Origin of the sequence: Saliniradius amylolyticus (assembly GCF_003143555.1) — a bacterium.
GTDB lineage: Bacteria > Pseudomonadota > Gammaproteobacteria > Enterobacterales > Alteromonadaceae > Saliniradius > Saliniradius amylolyticus.
The window spans coordinates 925280-945881 of the sequence record NZ_CP029347.1 but is presented as its reverse complement, the minus strand read 5'-3'; the positions used below and the strand labels follow the sequence as shown (position 1 = coordinate 945881).

The 20602-nt window shown below is 51.4% G+C and carries 17 protein-coding genes; 9 read left to right on the top strand and 8 right to left on the bottom strand.

Annotation, left to right across the window (positions count from 1 at the left end):
* The first annotated feature begins 10 nt into the window (after window positions 1-10).
* Genes HMF8227_RS04475 through HMF8227_RS04460 form a run of 4 tightly spaced genes read left to right on the top strand, consistent with a single transcriptional unit; the run spans window position 11 to window position 4815 of the window.
* On the top strand, window positions 11-1555 hold the full coding sequence (locus HMF8227_RS04475) for a tryptophan halogenase family protein (protein ID WP_109339045.1): 1545 nt from the start codon (window positions 11-13) through the stop codon (window positions 1553-1555).
* A 26-nt stretch (window positions 1556-1581) separates the two neighbouring features.
* Complete coding sequence (locus HMF8227_RS04470; RefSeq protein ID WP_109339044.1) at window positions 1582-2289, top strand: SapC family protein; 708 nt, start codon at window positions 1582-1584, stop codon at window positions 2287-2289.
* Between the two features lie 6 nt (window positions 2290-2295).
* A complete protein-coding gene (locus HMF8227_RS04465; protein WP_109339043.1) occupies window positions 2296-3303 on the top strand; it encodes a cupin-like domain-containing protein in 1008 nt (335 codons plus the stop codon).
* Between the two features lie 24 nt (window positions 3304-3327).
* A complete protein-coding gene (locus HMF8227_RS04460; RefSeq protein WP_109339042.1) occupies window positions 3328-4815 on the top strand; it encodes a tryptophan halogenase family protein in 1488 nt (495 codons plus the stop codon).
* Window positions 4816-4870: 55 nt separating this feature from the next.
* On the opposite strand, the gene HMF8227_RS04455 is transcribed toward HMF8227_RS04460, so the two are convergent.
* Both HMF8227_RS04455 and HMF8227_RS04450 read right to left on the bottom strand, forming a co-directional pair.
* Window positions 4871-8212 carry a glycoside hydrolase family 3 N-terminal domain-containing protein gene (locus tag HMF8227_RS04455; RefSeq protein WP_162558495.1) on the bottom strand — a complete coding sequence of 1114 codons (3342 nt, stop codon included), beginning with the start codon at window positions 8210-8212 and terminating at the stop codon, window positions 4871-4873.
* Window positions 8209-9495 (bottom strand): sugar MFS transporter, encoded by a 1287-nt coding sequence (locus tag HMF8227_RS04450; RefSeq protein WP_109339041.1) that lies wholly within the window; start codon window positions 9493-9495, stop codon window positions 8209-8211. The genes HMF8227_RS04455 and HMF8227_RS04450 overlap by 4 nt, the downstream gene beginning before the upstream one ends.
* 175 nt (window positions 9496-9670) lie before the next feature.
* On the opposite strand from HMF8227_RS04450, the gene HMF8227_RS04445 reads away from it, so the two are divergent.
* The 5 genes from HMF8227_RS04445 to HMF8227_RS04425 all read left to right on the top strand — a co-directional run bounded on the left by HMF8227_RS04445 (window position 9671) and on the right by HMF8227_RS04425 (window position 14636).
* Window positions 9671-11020 (top strand): GH1 family beta-glucosidase, encoded by a 1350-nt coding sequence (locus HMF8227_RS04445; protein WP_109339040.1) that lies wholly within the window; start codon window positions 9671-9673, stop codon window positions 11018-11020.
* Between the two features lie 9 nt (window positions 11021-11029).
* Window positions 11030-12355 (top strand): glycoside-pentoside-hexuronide (GPH):cation symporter, encoded by a 1326-nt coding sequence (locus HMF8227_RS04440; protein ID WP_109339039.1) that lies wholly within the window; start codon window positions 11030-11032, stop codon window positions 12353-12355.
* A gap of 18 nt (window positions 12356-12373) precedes the next feature.
* On the top strand, window positions 12374-13387 hold the full coding sequence (locus HMF8227_RS04435; protein WP_109339038.1) for a LacI family DNA-binding transcriptional regulator: 1014 nt from the start codon (window positions 12374-12376) through the stop codon (window positions 13385-13387).
* Window positions 13388-13482: 95 nt separating this feature from the next.
* Window positions 13483-14016 (top strand): disulfide bond formation protein DsbB, encoded by a 534-nt coding sequence (gene dsbB, locus HMF8227_RS04430; protein ID WP_109339037.1) that lies wholly within the window; start codon window positions 13483-13485, stop codon window positions 14014-14016.
* 95 nt (window positions 14017-14111) lie between these two features.
* On the top strand, window positions 14112-14636 hold the full coding sequence (locus HMF8227_RS04425; protein WP_109339036.1) for a GAF domain-containing protein: 525 nt from the start codon (window positions 14112-14114) through the stop codon (window positions 14634-14636).
* Between the two features lie 74 nt (window positions 14637-14710).
* Here HMF8227_RS04425 and HMF8227_RS04420 read toward each other — a convergent pair whose 3' ends face one another.
* Genes HMF8227_RS04420 through HMF8227_RS04395 form a run of 6 tightly spaced genes read right to left on the bottom strand, consistent with a single transcriptional unit; the run spans window position 14711 to window position 20531 of the window.
* Entirely contained in the window at window positions 14711-15097 is a 387-nt protein-coding gene (locus HMF8227_RS04420) for a Na+/H+ antiporter subunit G (protein WP_109339035.1), read from the bottom strand.
* A gap of 5 nt (window positions 15098-15102) precedes the next feature.
* Window positions 15103-15372 carry a K+/H+ antiporter subunit F gene (locus HMF8227_RS04415; protein ID WP_109339034.1) on the bottom strand — a complete coding sequence of 90 codons (270 nt, stop codon included), beginning with the start codon at window positions 15370-15372 and terminating at the stop codon, window positions 15103-15105.
* A complete protein-coding gene (locus HMF8227_RS04410; protein ID WP_109339033.1) occupies window positions 15366-15869 on the bottom strand; it encodes a Na+/H+ antiporter subunit E in 504 nt (167 codons plus the stop codon). The genes HMF8227_RS04415 and HMF8227_RS04410 overlap by 7 nt, the downstream gene beginning before the upstream one ends.
* The gene (locus HMF8227_RS04405; RefSeq protein ID WP_109339032.1) at window positions 15869-17380 is read right to left on the bottom strand and encodes a monovalent cation/H+ antiporter subunit D; all 1512 of its coding nucleotides are present in this window, start codon (window positions 17378-17380) and stop codon (window positions 15869-15871) included. The genes HMF8227_RS04410 and HMF8227_RS04405 overlap by 1 nt, the downstream gene beginning before the upstream one ends.
* On the bottom strand, window positions 17377-17739 hold the full coding sequence (locus tag HMF8227_RS04400; protein WP_109339031.1) for a Na+/H+ antiporter subunit C: 363 nt from the start codon (window positions 17737-17739) through the stop codon (window positions 17377-17379). Before HMF8227_RS04400 ends, HMF8227_RS04405 begins: the two co-directional genes overlap by 4 nt.
* Window positions 17739-20531, bottom strand: a complete 2793-nt coding sequence (locus tag HMF8227_RS04395; protein WP_109339030.1) for a monovalent cation/H+ antiporter subunit A — start codon at window positions 20529-20531, stop codon at window positions 17739-17741. Before HMF8227_RS04395 ends, HMF8227_RS04400 begins: the two co-directional genes overlap by 1 nt.
* Window positions 20532-20602: the final 71 nt, after the last annotated feature.

Here is a 20602-nt window from a genome sequence, read left to right as displayed (position 1 = left end):
CGAAGTACAAATGTCCAATCCCATAGAGCGAATTGTAATTGTGGGCGGCGGTAGCGCCGGGTGGTTGACCGCCTGTGTTCTGGCGTCGGAATACCAGTTCGATCATTCGATAGCCATCACTCTGGTGGAATCACCAAGCATCCAGCACATTGGTGTCGGTGAAGGCACCTGGCCGTCCATGAAACAAACTTTGGCGAGGATTGGTATTTCAGAGAATGATTTTCTGAATCATTGCCAAGCGAGCTTTAAGCAAGGGTCGCAATTTATTAACTGGGGATGCGGGCGCACGCCAGACCACTATCATCACCCGTTTACGCCCCCGGCAACTCAAAGTGAACGAAACACTGCCGCATTCTGGCAACCGTATCAACAGACACATAGTTTTGCAGAGTTTTTTAGTATTCAGCCGAAGGTCATTGAGCAAGGCCTTGCTCCCAAACAGATCTCTACACCTGAGTACGCGTTTATTGCCAATTATGGTTACCACCTGGATGCAGGGAAGTTTGTCCAGATGCTAACCGAACATGGCAAGAGAAAGCTGAACATTCACCACCTACTGGACGATATCGTCGAGATTCAGTCGCAGCCGGGTAGCGATGAGATTGCGGCTGTGGTGGGACAGCGTCATGGAGCGATTTCAGGCGATTTATTTATTGACTGTACCGGCTTTCGCAGCCTGTTGTTAGGTCAGCATTACGGGATCGACTTTATTGAACAAGACTCTGTGCTTTTCAACGACCGGGCCATCGCTGCGCAGGTTCCCTACCCGCTCCCAGACGCGCCCATTGCCTCGGCAACCTTATCTACGGCTCAGGAAGCAGGCTGGGTGTGGGATATCGGTCTGCAAAACCGTCGTGGGGTGGGTTATGTTTACTCATCATCCCATAGCAATGAAAGCCAAGCTGAGCAGGTGCTCTCCCAGTACATCAAACAGAGCGGCGTTTCCGAGGTTCCCGAGTTTCGTTCTATCTCAATAAGACCGGGCTATCGCGAACGGTTCTGGCATAAAAACTGTGTGGCAGTGGGAATGGCCGCCGGCTTCATTGAGCCTTTGGAAGCCTCAGCACTGGTTATGGTTGAAATGGCGGCACAGTATCTTGCCGAACAGTTACCACAGAACCAGAGCGCGATGCCACTGGTTGCAAGCCACTACAATGATTGCTTCACCCGCCGCTGGCAACAAATCATGGAGTTCCTGAAACTACACTATGTGCTCTCAAATCGAACCGATACCCAGTATTGGCGGGATAACAAGTCGACGGACTCAATTCCAGACACTCTGCAAGAAAAACTGACGCTCTGGCAAACCTCTTGTCCCAGCCATTATGATTTTGGTTACATTCAAGAACTGTTCCCCGCGGCCAGTTACCAGTACATTTATTATGGGATGGGTGGGCAAACACGGTTCAGACCCACAGCCAGTTTGCAGGAACAACACCAGGCGATGCAGCAAAGGCTGCGTGACAATGAGGTTAAAAGTCGGCAATGGCTGTCTCGCCTGCCAAGCAACCGTCAGTTACTAAACCAAATACAGGCTCAGGGGTTAGCCACCTAAGCCGTACCTGCACCAATGGAGTCACTATGAGTCGAAATGCATTACTGAACAACATCGATCACAAAGGCCTACGAGTTATCACCGAAAAATCCGAAGCAATGGGTGATAACCACATGCTTGCCCTGACTTTTCCTGCCGAATTCCGTCAGATACAGGCCCATTATCCAATCTTTTTTCATAAGCACGAGCAGACCGGTGAGTTCTATCCTGTGGCGCTGATGGGGTTCACCCAGGGGGAAAACCTCTTTTTAACCCCTCAAGGCTGGGATGCCAGCTATATACCATTGAGTATTGAGCGTTTGCCGTTCTCCATCGGAGAACAGAATGGTTCACAGGTCGTAAATGTAGACCTGGACAGCCCTAAACTCAGTCAAACTGAGGGGGAGCCATTATTTTTGGAGTTTGGCGGTCAAAGCCCTTTCCTGGAAAAGCTGACTGCGTCGCTGGAATTGTTGGATCAAGGAGTACAGGACAACCAAAAACTGGTTGAGACACTCACCCAACTAAAGCTGATTGAGCCTATCACTTTGGACATTACTCTTAACAACGGCAAACAGCATCAGCTGATTGGTTTTTATACTCTTAACGAAGATACCTTCAATGAACTGTCCGCCGACACCATTGCTCAGCTGCATCAAACCGGTCATTTAGAGGCTATCTATATGATTTTAGCTTCCCACTCTCAGGTACTCGAACTCATCAAACGTAAAAATATCCAACTTGAGCTCGAGTAACCCTGGATGAAACGGTTTGCCCCTATTCAACACCTCGACTGTGCAGAAACTGCCCCAGATCTGTCGGCCATTTTCGAGCGCAGTGAGCCTCTGGTACTTAAGAACCTGCTTAAGCATTGGCCCGTGGTGCAAAAGGCCCATGAGGGCGATACCGAGGTTGCCGCCTATCTGTCAGAGCTGGCTACCAGTGAACCCGTGACGGTGTATCAGGGTAACAGCCCTGACCAGACCAAAGTCTTTTATAACGACGACCTGACTGGTTTCAATTTTACCCCCTCGTCAGCCCCTTTAGCAGAAGTTCTGGACACGCTGATTAAAGATAACAGCGAACATTCGGCAATGCATTATGTTGGCTCTACTCTGATCGATCGCTGGTTACCGAGATTTTGCCAGCACCATACGGTGCCTTCGGTACCCGACACCGCGCTGCGGAGTATCTGGCTGGGAAATCAAACTGAGATTCCCGCTCACTTCGATTTCCCAGACAACCTGGCCTGTGTAGTGGCAGGACAGCGACGTTTCACACTGTTCCCGCCAGAACAGGTCAGCAATCTCTACGTTGGGCCTCTGGAGCACACACCCGCCGGGCAACCTATTTCCATGGTCGATCTCAACCAGCCGGATTTGGAGCGCTTCCCGTTATTCAGAGAGGCACTTGTGCACGCCAGGCAGGCAGAACTCAACCCCGGAGATGCTATCTTTATTCCGAGTATGTGGTGGCACCATGTAGCCAGCCTGAGAAAACTCAACATTCTGGTTAATTACTGGTGGCGCAATACACCTCACTTCCTCGGTAACCCCACCAACGCATTGATGCATGCCCTGCTCTCTATTGGTCAGTTGCCAGCCCACCAAAAACAAGCCTGGCAGAGCCTATTTGATCATTGGGTCTTCAATAGCGACGAGGGTCGAATGAATCATCTCCCCGAAGATAAAACGGGAGCCTTGGGTAATATTGACGAGGTGCGCGCACGGCGACTGCGCGCTGATCTCATTAACAAACTTAACCGTTAGGTATTACGGTTCGAGGTTATCACTATGAAGCAATCAATTAATAAAGTCATTATTGCCGGCGGCGGCACCGCTGGGTGGATGACTGCCGCGACCATGTCAAAACTGCTTGGCAATGTGCTGGACGTCACCCTGGTGGAGTCGGAGCAAATCGGCACTGTGGGTGTGGGTGAAGCCACTATTCCGCCGCTACTCACCCTGCATCAGCTATTGAAGCTCAACGAGCAGGAGTTTATGGCAGCCACTCAGGCCACTTTTAAACTGGGCATCAGCTTCGAGAACTGGAAAGATGTGGGCGAGGATTACATCCACTCCTTTGGGACAACCGGCAAGGACTGCTGGGCCTGTGGCTTCCAGCATTTCTGGCTAAAGGGGCACCAGAAGGGTATTGCCAGTCGCTATGGTGACTATTGCCCCGAGCTTTTGGCCGCCGAACAAAACAAATTTGCCATACAGCCCAAACAAGGCCTCAACTATGCTTATCACCTGGACGCGTCGCTATATGCCAAACTGCTGCGCCAAATGGCAGAGCAACATGGTGTTAAGCGAGTAGAAGGAAAGATTGCGTCGGTACAAAAGCACGACAACGGCTATCTGAAGGGCCTTATCCTGGATTCCGGACAAACCCTGGAGGGCGACTTCTTTATTGACTGCACCGGCTTTCGAGGGCTGTTGATCGAGCAAGCTTTGCATACCGGTTACGATGACTGGACCCACTGGCTGCCTTGTGACTCTGCGATTGCGGTGCAAACACAAGCCACTCGAGCGCCGATTCCCTACACCCGCTCCATCGCCCATGAGTCAGGCTGGCAATGGCAAATCCCCTTGCAGCACCGGGTCGGCAACGGCCTCGTCTACTGCAGCCGCTATCAGTCTGATGATGACGCTCGGGAGCAACTGTTAAAGAATATCCAGGGGGAACTGAGAACCGAACCTCGCGTGATCAAGTTCCAAACCGGCCAGCGACGTCAACACTGGAATAAGAACTGTGTGGCGGTCGGTTTATCTTCAGGCTTCATCGAACCTCTGGAGTCCACCAGCATCCACCTCATCCAACGCGGCATTATCCGCTTGCTACAAATGTTCCCGCTCAATGGTATCAGCGAACATGACATCAAGGAGTTCAACCAACAGACCGAGCACGAGGTGGAGAACATCCGTGACTTTATCATCCTTCATTATCATGTGACGGAACGTCGTGACACCCCATTCTGGCGGCATTGTGCCTCTATGCCGATCCCGGATTCGCTGAAGCACCGTATTGAACTTTTTAAAGAAACCGGCCGTGTCTTCAAGGTTCCCAATGAACTGTTTGCTGAGAATTCGTGGGTACAGGTTATGATGGGGCAAGGACTGACACCCCAGGCCTACCACCCTATTGTCGACCATATGCCGGATCACGAACTGGAAGCGTTCCTGGCCCAGATTAAAGCGCAGTCAGCTCATCGGGCACAGCAGCTCCCTGAGCATGCAGACTTTATCAACCATTATTGCAAAGCCTCCGAGGCTATGTGATGTCACAAAAAAAGGGGCTTCCGGCCCCTTTTATCAATTCATCAGACACTGATAACTATTGGTAGACCCTGACGTAATCGACCCACATTGTTTTTGGGAAGCCTGTTGCATCAACCCCTGTCTGATTTTTCTCCTCCGGCCATTTTCCACCTATCGCCAAGTTCAAAATAAGATGGAACGGTTGGTCGAACGGTGCCGTAGCAGCCAGCGACTGAGGCGTCTTACCACCGGAGTACCACTGGTCAGCTCCGATAGTGGCGTAATGCGTGTCGTTGACGTACCAGCGAATTTCATCCTGCTCCCACTCAATGGCATAAACGTTAAAGGCATCAACAGGCGTCACTGCTGACTCAAACACATAGGCATTAGTCAGATGGGTATTGTCAGGCCACTCTCCGCCAAAGTGCAGCGAGCCGAATACGCGGCGTTGGGTTTCGCCTCGCTCAGCCCCGCTTCTGTCGGAAGGCGTGCCAAGGTTAACGGCTTCCATGATGTCAATTTCTCCCGAAGCGGCCCAGCCTCCATAAGACCAATCGGTTGGCAACATCCAAATCGCAGGCCATACGCCTTGCCCCGCCGGCAGCTTAGCCCTGACTTCAACCCGTCCATACTGCCAATCACCTTTGCCTTTTGAGCGGATTCGTGCTGACGAATATGGCAGTGTGCGAGTCTGTGAGGGATCATAATCGGGATGCTCGTCAGGCAACGTCGTCCCTACGGCATCGCCTTTACGAGCAATGATCTCTAGCTGACCGTTGCTTACCTTCAGGTTATTCTGGGAGTTGGTATAACACTGTTGTTCATCATTCCCGCCTCCCCAGCAATTGACTTCGAAACTCCACTTGCTGGCATCCAACCGAGTTCCATCGAACTCGTCCTGCCAAACCAAGTCTTTAAACTGCCCTTTGGAAGGACAGTCTAAAGTTTGAGCTTCCCCGGAGGGTTCAGTGGTGAGTTTGATATCGCTCACATTCACTTTCCAACCATCTTGTGCTTTCAGAGCAAAGGCCGTAAAAACATTACTCATCCGAACTGAATCCAGACACTGCAAAGGCAGCGTCAGGGTTTGCCATTCATCGCCCTTAACTTCGGCTCCTAAATCGAACCATTGAGAACAAGTTTCACCACAGGCTAAAGCTGCTTTCAATGGGCCCTGACCTTGACTCAACACCTGCAGATCCAGACTAAAGTAGCCACTGGCTTCATGGTAAGAGCGCCAGTCTGAAGGGAATGGGCTCGAGAACATCATCAAACCGGCTTCACGGGCAGTAAATGATAATGTTCGAGCGTCCTCCTGCACCCGACGGTCCATGGTTTCCAGCACCATAACCGGCGTTGTTACGACACTACTGCTGACCGTTTGACGCTCGTTAATGCTGCCAATCTGCAACGTCCAGGGTGATTGAACCGAGCGTTCAAATATCGCTTTGCTCGTCGCAAGATTCGCATCCTGTCCAACGTCTTCATTCAGGTCATTACCAACGCGAGACTTGTCATCATAAGTCAAACCATAGCCTAACTCGAACAAGGGGGATTCTGGCTCTTTACTATTATTGAACTGGTAGGGAGAGGCTGGCCAAGGGAACGGCAAACTACCGACGAAGTCGTGCTGAACCTCACCTGTGGCATCGGTCAACAACACATCGGCAACGCCCTCTCCTTCCGAACCAGGTAGCCAGGCGGCAACAAAAGCATCGGACTGGTTTAACTCGGGGTTTACCCACATCGGACGACCACTCAAAAAGACACTGACTACGGGAACTCCACTGGCTTTCAACCGCTTAAGCAGAGCCAGGTCCTTCTTTATGCCACGGTCAAACTCGAGACTATCGAGATCGCCGTTACCTTCGGCATAAGGCTGCTCGCCAAAGACCACTATCGCCACATCCGGAGCCTCTTGGTACTCACCTTGTGGCGACAGAATAGCTTCGCCACCCGCTGCCTTAACCTGGCGCTCTATACCATCAAAAATAGAACTGCCTCCCGGGAAGTCTGCGTTGGTGTTGCCAGTACCTTGCCAGGTAATCGACCACCCTCCGCTTTGCTGACCGATATTGTCAGCGCCACCGCCAGCGACAAGGATGCGCTGGGTTGGATCCAGGGGGAGAAGCTGGCTGTCATTTTTTAGCAACACTAGTGACTTACGTACCGCCGCACGCGCCAGTGCCCGGTGTTCTTGATGACCTATCAGGCTTTTATCGGGGGTATTCTTGACCACCTCTTGCTGTTTGCGCTCAAACAGACCTGCCCGAAATTTAACTCTTAGCACGCGCCGAACCGCATCGTCCAGACGCTCCTGAGCGATAACACCCTCCCGGACCTGCCTCACCAGGTTTTCAAACAGTGGCTTCCAGGCATCGGTGGGCACCATATAAACGTCCAGCCCCGCATTCATGGCGTCGGGACAGTTATGATTTTCGCAGCCCTCGATTTGTCCATGACCATTCCAGTCACCTACGACAAAGCCGTCAAAACCCATTTTTTCCTTTAACACCTCAGTCAGAAGATAATGGCTACCGTGGATTTTCTTGCCATGCCAGCTGTTAAAGGATGCCATGACCGACTGAGCTCCCGCAGATAACCCCCCTACGTAACCCTGGGCATGGATGTGATAGAGGTCCTCTTCGGTATTGACGTTGTTACCCTGGTCATCTCCCCCTAATGTTCCGCCATCACCCACAAAGTGCTTTACGGTGGAAATCACATCATTATCTGAAAAACGCTCTCCACCGGGGCTTTCCTGCATGCCACGGACAACAGCGGCGGCGTATCGTTTGACGAGCTGGGGGTCCAGAGAATAGCTCTCGTAGGTTCTACCCCAGCGAGGATTTTCCGCCACCGCAACCGTAGGCGCAAAGATCCAGTCAATACCTGTGGCTCGGGTTTCCAGTGCCGTGACACGCGCTATCTTTTCCATCATGGCTGCATCATCGGCAGCCCCCAGACCGATGTTATGGGGGAAGATCGTCGCGCCTTTAACATTATTGTGACCATGTACCGCATCTGTGCCCCACATAGTTGGAATCGCAATACCATCCAGACTGTCATCCATGGAGGCTTCTCGCATGGCTTCGGCCAACTCGATCCAATCTTCAATGGCGGCATTTTTGTTATTGTCAGGATAAGCGCCCCCCCCGTTCAAGAAGGAGCCAAACCCATAGCGGCGCATGTCCTCGACGGTGATATCTCTTATTTCCGGCTGGATAACCTGAGCGACTTTCTGCTCCAGCGTCATGCGTTTTAGCAGTGCATCAACCTGTTCTTCAATGTCCGGCTGCGCTTCCACCTTCGAGTTCACGGGCTGCCAGAGCTCTGCGCTTTTTTGAGCGACCGGAGAGCACCCTGCCAAGCCAATCAGAACCGCCCCTGATAATGCCAGTAATCTCATTGTTTTCATGCCCGCTTCTCCTCTGCGACATTCGCCAGATGCTCATAACGTGGGATGGACCCTTTCAGGCCATAAAAGCCAATATAGACGTAACACAACGCCGGCAGTAAGAATGACAACTGCAGACCAATGCTGTCCGCCAACATTCCCTGAAACACCGGCACAATCGCTCCACCAACAATGGCCAAACACAGCAGGCCCGAACCTTGGCTAGTAGACTTACCTAAGCCCTTGAGTGCTAATGAGAAGATGGTTGGGAACATGATAGAGTTACACAAACCAACCGCCAGAATCGTCCACATGGCAACCGAGCCTGAGCTGGCTACCGATGTCACTATCAGCGCGATAGAGCAGAAACTGCAGAAGGCCAATAACAGCCTTGCCGGAATATGACGCATCAACAGCGCGCCTATGAAGCGACCGACCATGGCCCCTCCCCAGTAAAATGCGATGTAGTTAGCCGCTGTAGACTCGGGCATACCGGCGATATAGGACTCGCCCAGATAGTTAACCAGGAAGCTCCCAATGGCAACCTCAGCGCCGACATAAACAAAAATACCGAGCGCCCCCAGAATCAAGTGGCGATGGTGCCAAAGGCGCTCTGCATCGCTGCTATCCGGCGCGACCGGCACATCCGCCTCATTGGCATCCGGTACAGGTAGGGTAAGCTTTAAAAATAGCATACCGAGCAAGAACGCCACGGCAGCTAAGCCAAGGTAGGGAGGGATGACCGTCTCAACCGCCGCCTTGGCTCCTTCCAATTCGATATGATCAGAGAACAGCAGCCAGCCACCAATAATAGGCGCTACGGTTGTCCCCAGAGAGTTGAAGCCTTGCGCCAGGGTTAATCGGCTGGACGCATTCTTAGGATCCCCTATCAACGCCATCAGTGGATTGGCCGTCACCTGAAGTATGGTCACTCCGGCCGCCAGCACAAAAAGCGCGCCTAAGAATAACCAGTACAATTCCATCCAGGCAGAGGGCACAAACAACAGCGCACCCAAGGCGCTGATGACCAGACCAATGCTAATCCCGTACTGAAACCCGACCTTCTTAATTAGCTTGCCGGCGGGGATCGAAATCAAAAAGTAAGCACCAAAGAAGCAGAACTGCACCAGCATGGCTTTTGTGTATGTTAAAGAAAATACCGACTTTAGATGAGGAATCAGTACATCATTCAGTGATGTTATTGCTCCCCACATAAAGAAAAGCGCCGTCAGCGCAACAATCGAGAATGTTGACCCTCTCGGCTCGGAGGCCATTGATTCAGAGGAGGATGATAAGTTAGCCATAAAGACTCCTTTGGTTCCGAGTAGCATGTAACAAGGTTGTTGCAGCTCAAACCAGCATTGACCCTGTCAGTTACATTGATATAACATAATTGTAAGCGCTTACAATATTGACTTTTCAACCTCATGTCCAGCCAAAATGTAAGCGCTTTCTTTTAATTGTTGATTTGGTAACTTTATGACTGCAAAACATGGATTGACGCTGCCCTCAGATTCTTCGCTGATGCAACAAGACTTTGTCTTCGGCGTCGCCACTTCATCCTTCCAGATTGAAGGTGCCCGCGATGGCCGCCTTCCCTGTATCTGGGATACCTTCTGCCAGAAACCCGGCACCATCAAGGATGCTTCTAACGGAGACATTGCCTGTCAGCATGTAGAGCTATGGCTACAGGACGTCGAGCTTATCAAGCAGCTCAATGTTGATGCCTACCGACTTTCTATATCTTGGCCACGAGTTATTCATGAGAGTGGTGAGATAAATGAAGAAGGGCTAAATTTTTACCACAAGGTGATCGATGCACTGAACGAGGCAGGCATTCAAGTCTTTGTTACTCTCTATCACTGGGATCTCCCGCAGCACCTGGAAGACCAGGGCGGCTGGTGCAACAGGGCGACGGCATACGCATTCAGAGACTATGCCGATAGAGTTTCGGCGGCGCTGGGTGAAAAAGTGCATGCTTACAGCACATTAAACGAGCCCTTTTGCAGTGCTTACCTGGGTTACGAGCTGGGTATCCATGCCCCTGGCATTCAGAATCAAGCCGCAGCCAAGGCAGCCGCCCACCACCTGATGCTAGCGCATGGGCTCGCGATGCCTGTACTCAGGAAAAACTGTCCCGGCAGCCAACACGGTATTGTCGTTAATATTTCCCCCATTGAGCCTTATACTAACACCCAAGAAGATATCGCCGCTGCGGAGACTGCTCACCAGTACCTGAACGCCTGGTACATCGATCCGATATTGAAAGGCCAATACCCAGACGTACTTGAGAAATTGTCGCCTGAAGCGAGACCACCGGTAGAACCCGGTGACATGGATATCATTGCACAGCCTATCGACTATCTGGGTGTGAACTATTACACCCGAGAGCGCGCCCAGGCCTGTTCAGGCGAACTGTTCAGGTTAGCCGAAGACAAGCCTTTGCCGCTAACAGACATGGGTTGGGAAGTATACCCTCAGGGGCTCTACAACACGTTGACGCGACTCAACAAGGAATATCTCCTGCCACCGCTTTATATCACCGAGAACGGGGCCGCCATGAAAGATGAACTGGACAATGGTCGAGTTAGGGATACGAACCGTATAGACTATTTCCAAACTCATTTAAATGCCGTGGACAAGGCTTGTCGCAGTGGCGTTAATATCGCAGGCTACTTTGCCTGGTCACTGATGGACAACTTCGAGTGGGCTGAGGGGTACTTGAAACGGTTTGGTATCGTTTATGTCGACTATACCACTCAGGAGCGCATTCTTAAGGACAGCGCAAAGGCATACAGCGCATTGATTGCATCACGGACTGCAGGCTAGGGAATACAGATGGTTTCAGTAAGAGAAAAGGTACTGTACGGATTAGGAGATACGGCCAGTAATATTATTTTCCAGACGGTACTGTTATTTCTGGCCTATTTTTATACCGATATATATGGACTGTCGGGCACCATGGTCGGCGTACTCTTCTTAACGGTGCGCATCTTTGATGCCGTCACGGATCCGTTAATGGGCGCCCTGACCGACAGAACTCACACCCGCTATGGTCAGTTCCGTCCCTATATTCTCTGGCTGGCTGTTCCGTTTGGCGTCATCAGTGTGGTTGCTTTTACCACTCCCGACTTCAGCCAGTCCGGGAAAATTATCTACGCTTTCATAACCTATGGCTTGCTGATGGCAGCCTATACCGCCATCAATATTCCCTACTCGGCTCTGGGCGGCGTATTGAGTTCGGATATCAATGAACGAGTCTCAATCCAGTCATACCGCTTCGTCTTTGGCATGCTGGGGGGGCTTTTCGTTACTGCCTTAACGCTGCCCATGGTCGACTGGCTTGGTCAGGGTAACAAAGCCTTGGGTTATCAATTGACCATGGGAGTATTAAGCACGCTGGGCGTTATGTTCTTTCTGCTTTGTTTTTGGGGAACCCGCGAGCGTCACCAACCTGTGCGCCACCCGAAAAAAAATCAGGTATGGAAAGATGTCAGAGCGCTATTTACCAATAGCCAGGTGCGGGTGCTATGCACAGCAGTAACTGTGCTGATGACCGCGATGATCTTAAAAAGCACTCTGGCTATTTATTACGTCAAATATGTACTGGGCCGAGAAGACTTTATAACCTGGTTTATATCCATTGGCATGGTTGGCAATATTTTGGGCTGTGCCCTGGCCAGCCGCGTCAGCCGCCATATTGAGAAGGTGACCGCTTACCGTTACCTGCAGTATATCTCCGCATTGCTCTGTCTCGGGGCGTATTTTGTCCCCAGCAATCAGTGGATAATGGCAACTCTGTTGTATTTCCTATGGGGCTTTTTCCTGCAAATGGCAACCCCCATGCTTTGGGCAAAAATGGCTGATACCGCCGACTATTGCTCCTCTGCGGCCAATAAAAATCTGACAGGCATGGTGTTCTCTACCATTGTGTTCTTCATTAAACTGGGCATCGCGTTTGGTGGCGCATTCGCCAGCGGTCTTTTGGATGTATTCCAGTACATGCCCAATGTTGAACAGCAGCCAGCCACGCAGCAGCAAATACAAATGGCGTTTACGCTGTTTCCTGCCGTGGGCTTTTGTGTTGTCGGACTTTTGATGAACAAGTACCATCTAACCCATGATAAAATTCATCAACTGAAAGCCCAATCCCAACCTTTGTAGTTATCCCGGAGAATACACATGGCCACCATTTACGAAGTTTCTCAGCTTGCCGGAGTGTCATTGGCCACGGTGTCTCGGGTAATGAATGGCAACGACAATGTCCGGGAGAAGACCAAGCAGAAAGTTCTGGCGGCAATGAAAGAACTGGATTACCGCCCTAGCTCGGTAGCCCAGTCTCTGGCATCAAACCGCACCAACTCGGTGGGGATTTTGGTTTCTGAACTTCATGGCCCTTTCTATGGCGATATGATGAGCGGCATCGAAACTAAGCTACGCCGACATAAGAAGCACACCATCATTGCCGCTGGGCACAGCCAGAAAAAATCGGAGAAAGAAGGTATCGAGTTTTTGGTTTCCAGAAACTGTGACGCACTCATACTGCACGTGGAAGCCGTATCAGATCAGTACCTGAAAGAACTCGCCAAAAACACCCCTATAGTATTGATTAACAGAATCGTTCCAGGGCTGGAGGAGCAATGCATTAGCCTGAATAATTACATGGGGGGACAACAAGCCGCGCATAGTATGGTCGAAAATGGTCACCAGAACATTGGCTACATAAGTGGGCCGCTTTGGAAACAGGATGCCAAGGAGCGCCTCGCCGGCCTGCAGGATATATTGATACAACGGGGTTGTCCTATCGCAGACGATCATATTTATGAGGGTGACTATCAGGAGCAAGGCGGCTTCCTGGGGGCGAAAGCCTTACTGGAGCGATATCCGCAGCTCAGTGCCTTGGTATGTGCCAACGACGAAATGGCGGCCGGCGCCATGAACGCTATCCGTGAGATGGGAAAATCTATTCCAGACGACGTTTCAGTGTTTGGCTTCGACAATATGCTTTTTGCACAATACCTCTTTCCTAAGCTTTCCACTATCGACTACCCCATTCGAGAAATGGGAAAAATGGCGGCACGTTTAGTACTCAAAGAGGTTTACAACATTGACAGCGGAAAGATTTCCCGTCTGTTCGAACCCAGGTGCATTGAGCGGCAATCCGTAAATGCCCTCCCCATTAGTGAGGCTATCTAGCCCTTTTTGGGAGACATCGGCATGGGTGCCAACAGATTAATCTTGCGGTATAGTGCGTTACTATAAAAACTAAAAAATCCCACGGATAAGTGCTAATGCCACACTGGTTTTCTTCCATCCATCTCTTTTCTCAGCGCAAGCTCGGCTGGGGACTGCTCTTTTTAGCCTGCACCGCACTGGAGATCAGCGCGCTTTATTTCCAACATGTCATGGATCTGGCCCCCTGTGTGATGTGTATCTATCAGCGTAATGCGGTGTTTGGTGTCATGCTGGCCGCCTTGGTGGGACTAATTGGATGCCACAACCGCATCGCACGCTGGCTGGCATTGCTTGGCTGGGGTGTTTCGACCCTATGGGGGTTAAAGATCGCCTATGAGCATGTGGATATCCAGACTGCCGCTAACCCTTTCTTCGCCACCTGCGAAGTGGTTCCGCGCTTCCCCTCGTGGCTGCCCCTGCACGAATGGTTGCCGAATGTCTTTGCCGCGACCGGTAGCTGCGGCGATATCGACTGGCAATTTCTAAGCCTGAGTATGCCCCAATGGATGATGGTTATTTTTGCTGGTATGAGTCTGGCCTGGTTGATTGTTATTGTCGCCAACCTGTTCGGTAAACCAGAAATCCACTAGTTTAATTGGGTCACTCAAAATATGATTGATGTTGAGTAAGTGCTGTAGAGTTCTATAGTTAGATTTAGACATGTCAGCCTCTGGTACGGAGTTTAATGACTAAATCAACGACGGGTCTTGATCCTCTTACCCGACTCAGCATGCAGTTATCCAATCCAAACCTCGCCCGGGCAGGTTTGCTTAAGTTGGTTTGCGAGGCGATCGCATCTTCTGTCCCCAAGTCAAACAGAACCAGCTTATGGAAGTTCAGTGATGACCAGTCCTTTATCACATGTATTGCTCTTCTGACTCCTGACGGCTTTCAACAGCCTGAGGGACTGCGCTTAACGCAAAAAGACTATCCAGAGTATTTCGAAGCTATTATAAAGTCAGACTCAGTGATGGCATCGGATGCGCGTTCACACCCCGATACCCGCTGCTTTAACAAGGGATACTTTGATGAGGAACACATCTACTCTTTGATGGATTATATGTTCAATAATGATTTTTCCCCCTTCGGCATCATATGCTGCGAAAGCGCAGGCAAACAAGTTGATTGGAGCCAAGAGGACCTGCAGAGTCTGGAACGCGCTGCAAGAATCGTTTCGATATTTTCAAACATCAGACACCTTGCCGAGTAACTCTTTACCGTTCTGGCTGTACGAGCCCTGAGCAAACCGTTGATGGCCTTGATTCAAAAACACTGTGTGGCTTTCTAGTCTTTCTTGTCCATTTGTTGCTCGCTCTCAGGCGGCAGCTGCTCCCTGGCGGTTTCGATATACTCCTTACGAGCGGTCTTGGCGATGGCCTTGTCCCTGTGGTGCATCGCTGTTTTTGCCAGCATATGAGCAGTGACTGGCGCAGTAATAATCAAAAACAGGGAGATCAAGAATTCATGGACACTGACCACATCATGACGATAAGACATCACCACCATCGACGCCATCAGCATGCCACCAAGACCGACCGTTGTGGCCTTCGTGGGAGCGTGAAGACGGCAATACAAATCCGGCAGGCGAATGAGTCCAATGGAGCCCACCAATACAAAGAGCCCCCCCACAACCAGAAAAAGACTGGCAATTAATTCAATCCAGAAAATCATAAACCCTACTCAATAATGTCGCCGCGTAACAGATACTTACATAAGGCTACCGTGCTGACAAAACCTAGCATGGCGATCAGCAGCGCCGCTTCAAAAAACAAATCACTGCCTTTAAACATGCCGTACAGTAGAATCAGGGCGATGCTGTTAATGAACATGGTATCCAGCGCCAGAATGCGATCAGAGATTTCCGGGCCGATTAACAGCCGCCACAGGTTCAGAATCAAGGCCACACAAAGCATGATGCCAGTTATCATCATTGCCCAATCTAACATTCAAAGATCTCCTTGAGCGGTTTTTCATAGCGCTGCTTGATGGTCTCCGCCAACTGCCTCTCAGGCACATCCAGGTTCAGCACATGCACGTAGAGCCAGTTTCGATCCGCCGAGACCTCCGCGCTGACGGTTCCCGGTGTCATCGTCACTGAGCTGGCGAGCATGGTGATCGGCAACGACTGAGTCATATCCAGAGGAACGGCTATAAACGCTGGTTTAAGGCGCTTTAATGGCCCTACTACGAGCACCGCCACTTGAATATTGGCCACCACGATATCGGCCAGCACCATCAAGAAGTAACGCAACAGTTTAAACGGGTGCCGAATCGCTGGCTGACGGGTGTATAAGGGCGCGCATAACCGAGGAATAGCTATGGCGAAAATGAGCGCCAGCAAAAGATGTCCTGGAGCCACTGAGTTATTTAACATCAGCCAGACCACAAACAGTAATACACTGTGAACCGGCATGGGGAACCATTTTGTTGCCAGAGCAGACATCAGTCTTGTCCTCCCGGTAAAAGTACCTGCATCAGCTCATTGTAATTGTGCAGTTGACTGGCCGCTTGTTGAGTAAAATCGGTTACCGGTGCCGCGAAAATCACCAGCATAGGAATGGTTAACAATAAGATGATCACGCTCGCGACCTGGTACACCGACAAGGGTTCGGCATCGGTTTTATCACCACTATAACGCCAAAACAAGGTGGTGCCGGCTCTCGATAAGGCTACGATGGTGACCAGACCAGTAACCAGGATCACAGGCCAGGCCCAGAGCATCTCTGCGGTTTCGTGAGCGGCCTGCAACACCAGAACCTTACCGATAAAACCGGACAGAGGTGGTAAACCAGCAACGGCCATGGCCGCCACAAAAAACAAAATGCCCAGTAGCGTCGGCTGCTTTAACTTACGAGCCATCACGAACCAGTCAAAGGCCTTGCCCCGTTGCTGACCGATCATGTCGGCAATTAAAAACAGGGCGCCTCCCACCAGCGTACTATGAATCATGTAGTAGAGCCCTGCCGCCGTCGCCTCTTCGCTGCGAAGAGCAAAGGTCACCATCAGAGTGCCCACTGACACAATCACCAGATTCGCCACCAACTGACGTAAGTTAGGGCTGGCTAACACGCCTACAGCACCGAGCACTAGGGTCAACAATGCCAATGGCCAGATCCAGCCCTGGGCCATATTGGCCAGTTCACCGGCCCCGTCACCAAAAATGACCGTATACACGCGGAAAATGGCGTAAATCCCTACTTTAGTCATAATGGCGAACAAGGCCGCCACCGGCGCACTGGCTGAAGCATAGGTTTTGGGTAGCCAAAAATGCAATGGTAGCAGCGCCGCCTTAAGACCGAAGACGATCAGCAGTAATAATCCACCGGCCTGCGCAATGGCTCGCTCTCCCGCCGCGAGCTCTCCCACTCTCAGGCTCATATGGGCGATATTAAGCGTCCCAAGGGTACCGTATAGACTAGCCAGTGCGAACAGAAACAGTGCCGAACCAACCAGGTTCAGGATGACATAGTGGACCGCGGCACTGGTACGCTGCTTACCGCCGCCATGGACCAGCAAGGCATAGGAGGCGATCAGCAACACTTCAAAAAACACAAACAAGTTAAACAAATCACCGGTCAGGAAGGCACCGTTGATGCCCATCAACTGAAACTGCATCAGTGGATAAAAATACGCCCCTTGTTTGTCATCTCCGCCACAGGCAAACAAAATAGCGCACAGACCCAGCACCGCCGTCAGCATCAGCATTAGCAATGCCAATTGGTCTGCCACCAGCACAATGCCAAAGGGAGGCTGCCAGTCGCCTAACGCGTATATCTGTACGCCCTGATGCATCACGTGCCACCCGAGCACACCGATCGCAATAATCAGTAATGCCGCCAGCAACACGGAAAACACTCGCTGGCGCTCCACACTGCCACTCAAAGGAGGCAGCAACTGCAGTATGCCCGCAAACAACGGGATAATAATGGGGAGAATCGCTAAGTGCTGAGTCATGACTTCTCCTTGGCCGAGGGCTTTTCTCGGCTGGAGCGTGGCGAGCGGCCGTCCACATAGTCATTACCCAGATCCGCCCGGGCCCGCATGGCCAGAATAACGATAAAGGCAATCATGGCAAAACCAATCACTATGGCAGTCAGCACCAAAGCCTGCGGCAAAGGGTCGGTATAGGCTTCAGCCGTGCCCAATATGGGCGCTCCTTCAAAGCGCAACCGGCCGCTGGAGAATAAGAACAAATTCACCGCGTAGGACAAAAAGGTCAGGCCTAACACCACCGTAAAGGTTCTGGCTCTTAATACCAGGTAGATACCGCAGAAGGTCAGCATTCCCACACAGAAAGCAAATAGCCCTTCCATTACTCCTCCTCAACCTTGGGACGATGACGGGTAGTGAGTTTCCCCAGATTCGCCAATATCAATAAGGTGGCGCCAATCACCGTCAGGTACACGCCCAAATCAAAGGCCATAGCACTGGCCAGCTCAAACTTGCCCACCACAGGCCATTTAAAGTAATCAAACCAGGAGGTTAAGAATGGGCGCCCGAATAACCAGCTTCCTACCCCTGTCAGGCTGGCTATCAAGATGCCACTGGCAATCACCCATTGATAGTCCAGCTTCATGCGTGGCTTGATCCAGTCAACCCCATGAGCGATGTATTGCTGAATCAATGCCACTGAAGTGATCAAACCGGCAATAAAGCCTCCGCCTGGCATGTTGTGGCCGCGCAGGAAAATATAGGCTGAGACCAGCAACGCCAGCGGCAGCAGGCTCTGTGAGATCACCGCCAGGATCATGGGATGCACATCTTTGGACCAGGGGCGTCCCATTCCATCCGCCGACGGCATTGCTAAACGCATGCGGGCAATCAGCTTGTAAATCCCCAGTGCAGCAATACCCAGCACGGTAATCTCACCCCAGGTGTCAAAGCCCCGGAAATCCACCAGGATAACGTTGACCACATTGGTCCCGCCGCCGCCAATTTTACTGTTAGCAAGAAAGAAATCGGAGATACTCGTCAGTGGCCGCGTCAGCATAGCGTAATTTATGGTGCCGATAATACCGCCAAAGAGTGCCGCGATGCCTAGATCCCGTGCCATCCGACGTGGTGAAGACTGGTTACGGGTTTTCTGCGGCAGAAAAAACAACGCCAACATCAGCAGAATGATAGTCACCACCTCCACCGATAATTGGGTTAAGGCCAGATCCGGCGCCGAGAAGCGTAGAAAGGATATGGACACGATAAGCCCAACCACGGAGAGTGTTACCAGTGCCACCATACGTTTGTGATGGAATATCACCGTGGCCAAAGCGGCAAGGCTCAGAATAACAGCCGCGGTAATCTCAATGGCGTTAACAGGCAACAGGCTGCGCTTACCTTCCATACTGTCAAGATCCAGCAATGGCGTACCAGCCATCACCAGTGCCAGCAACAGCATCAATACCAGATAGCGCTGTACAGACCCGTTAATAATGAAGTTGTGCAGCCACACCGAGCGCTCGACGAGCCATTGCACCACGCCCTCAAAAACCATCTTGGCGTCGGTTTCATGGAACTGGGCCTGGAACTGGAACAGGTGACGGCGATTGGCATAGACTAACAAGCCTCCCACCAATGCGATAACACTCATCAGCAGCGGTAAATTTAATCCGTGCCAAATAGCGAGACTGTATTCGGGCAGCTCCCCTGACAATACTGAGCTTGAAGCAGCTTTCAACAACGGACCGATAACCAGACCGGGAATGACCCCCACTAAAAGGCAAAGCGCTACCAGGATCTCCACCGGAATTTTCATGTACCGTGGCGGCTCATGGGGCGTTTTCGGTAAGTCCACCGGCTCGCCATTGAAAAACACATCGTGAATAAAGCGCAACGAATAAGCAACCGAGAATACGCCACCCAGCGTTGCCAACACCGGCACCATCCAGGATAAGGATCCCAGTGCGGATTGATGAAGCGTTTCGGCAAAGAACATTTCCTTGGACAAGAAACCGTTCAAAAGGGGAACCCCGGCCATGGACGCCGCTGCCACCATGGCCAGCGTTGCCGTATATGGCATATAGTTCCACAGACCATTAAGTTTGCGCATGTCCCGCGAACCGGACTCATGATCAATGATACCGGCGGCCATAAACAGTGAGGCCTTAAAGATCGCATGGTTGATAATATGGAACACCGCCGCTACTGCTGCCAAATGAGTATCCATGCCCAGGAGCAAGGTTATCAAGCCGAGATGACTGATGGTGGAATAGGCCAGTAATCCCTTTAGATCGTGTTTAAACAGAGCAATATAGGCGCCGTAGAGTAAGGTCGCCAGACCGGTAAGGCTGACCGCTAAGAACCACAGCTCGGTCCCTGCCAGCACCGGATAAAAACGCGCCAGCAAAAAGATACCGGCTTTAACCATGGTTGCAGAATGTAAGTACGCACTAACCGGCGTTGGTGCCGCCATGGCATGAGGCAACCAAAAATGAAACGGAAACTGAGCCGACTTGGTAAAGGCGCCTAGCAGAATCAACACCAGAGCAACCGGGTAAGCATCATGCTGGCGAATCACTTCGCCGCTGGCTAACACCGTACCCAAGTCATAACTACCTACAATGTTACCAACGATGATCAGGCCCGCAAGCAGCGCCAGCCCACCGGCACCGGTGATGGTCAGAGCCATGCGCGCGCCCTTGCGGGCATCGCTTCGGCCTCCCCAAAAACTGATCAAAAGGAACGAACTGATACTGGTGATTTCCCAGGCCATCCATAATTGCAGCAGATTATCGGCAATAACAATGGATAGCATGGCTGTCATAAAGAGGATGAGGTAGGCGTAAAACCGGCCCATTGAGTCCTTCTCAGACAGATAATACCGGGCATAGAGGATTACCAACAGACCAATGCCCAGGATAAGTACTGCAAACAGTAACGCCAGCCCGTCTAAACGGAATGAAATCATCAGCCCAGCCTGGGGGATCCAGTCGAAGTGCTCACGAATGGTTTCACCCGCAAACACTTTTGGGGCTAAGCTGACAACTTTGGCCAGTACAATAGCCGGCGCAAGCGCCGTTGCCCAGGCACAAACACTGCGTCCATAACGCTCGGTTAACAATGGCATTAAAATGCCTGCCAGCAACAGCAGGGGTATCCAGAACAAACTCATTGAGTCAGCGTGCTCCATGGTCATGGTTTTTTCACAGACGCGTGGCAACCGCACTTGCTCACGCTTCCGGC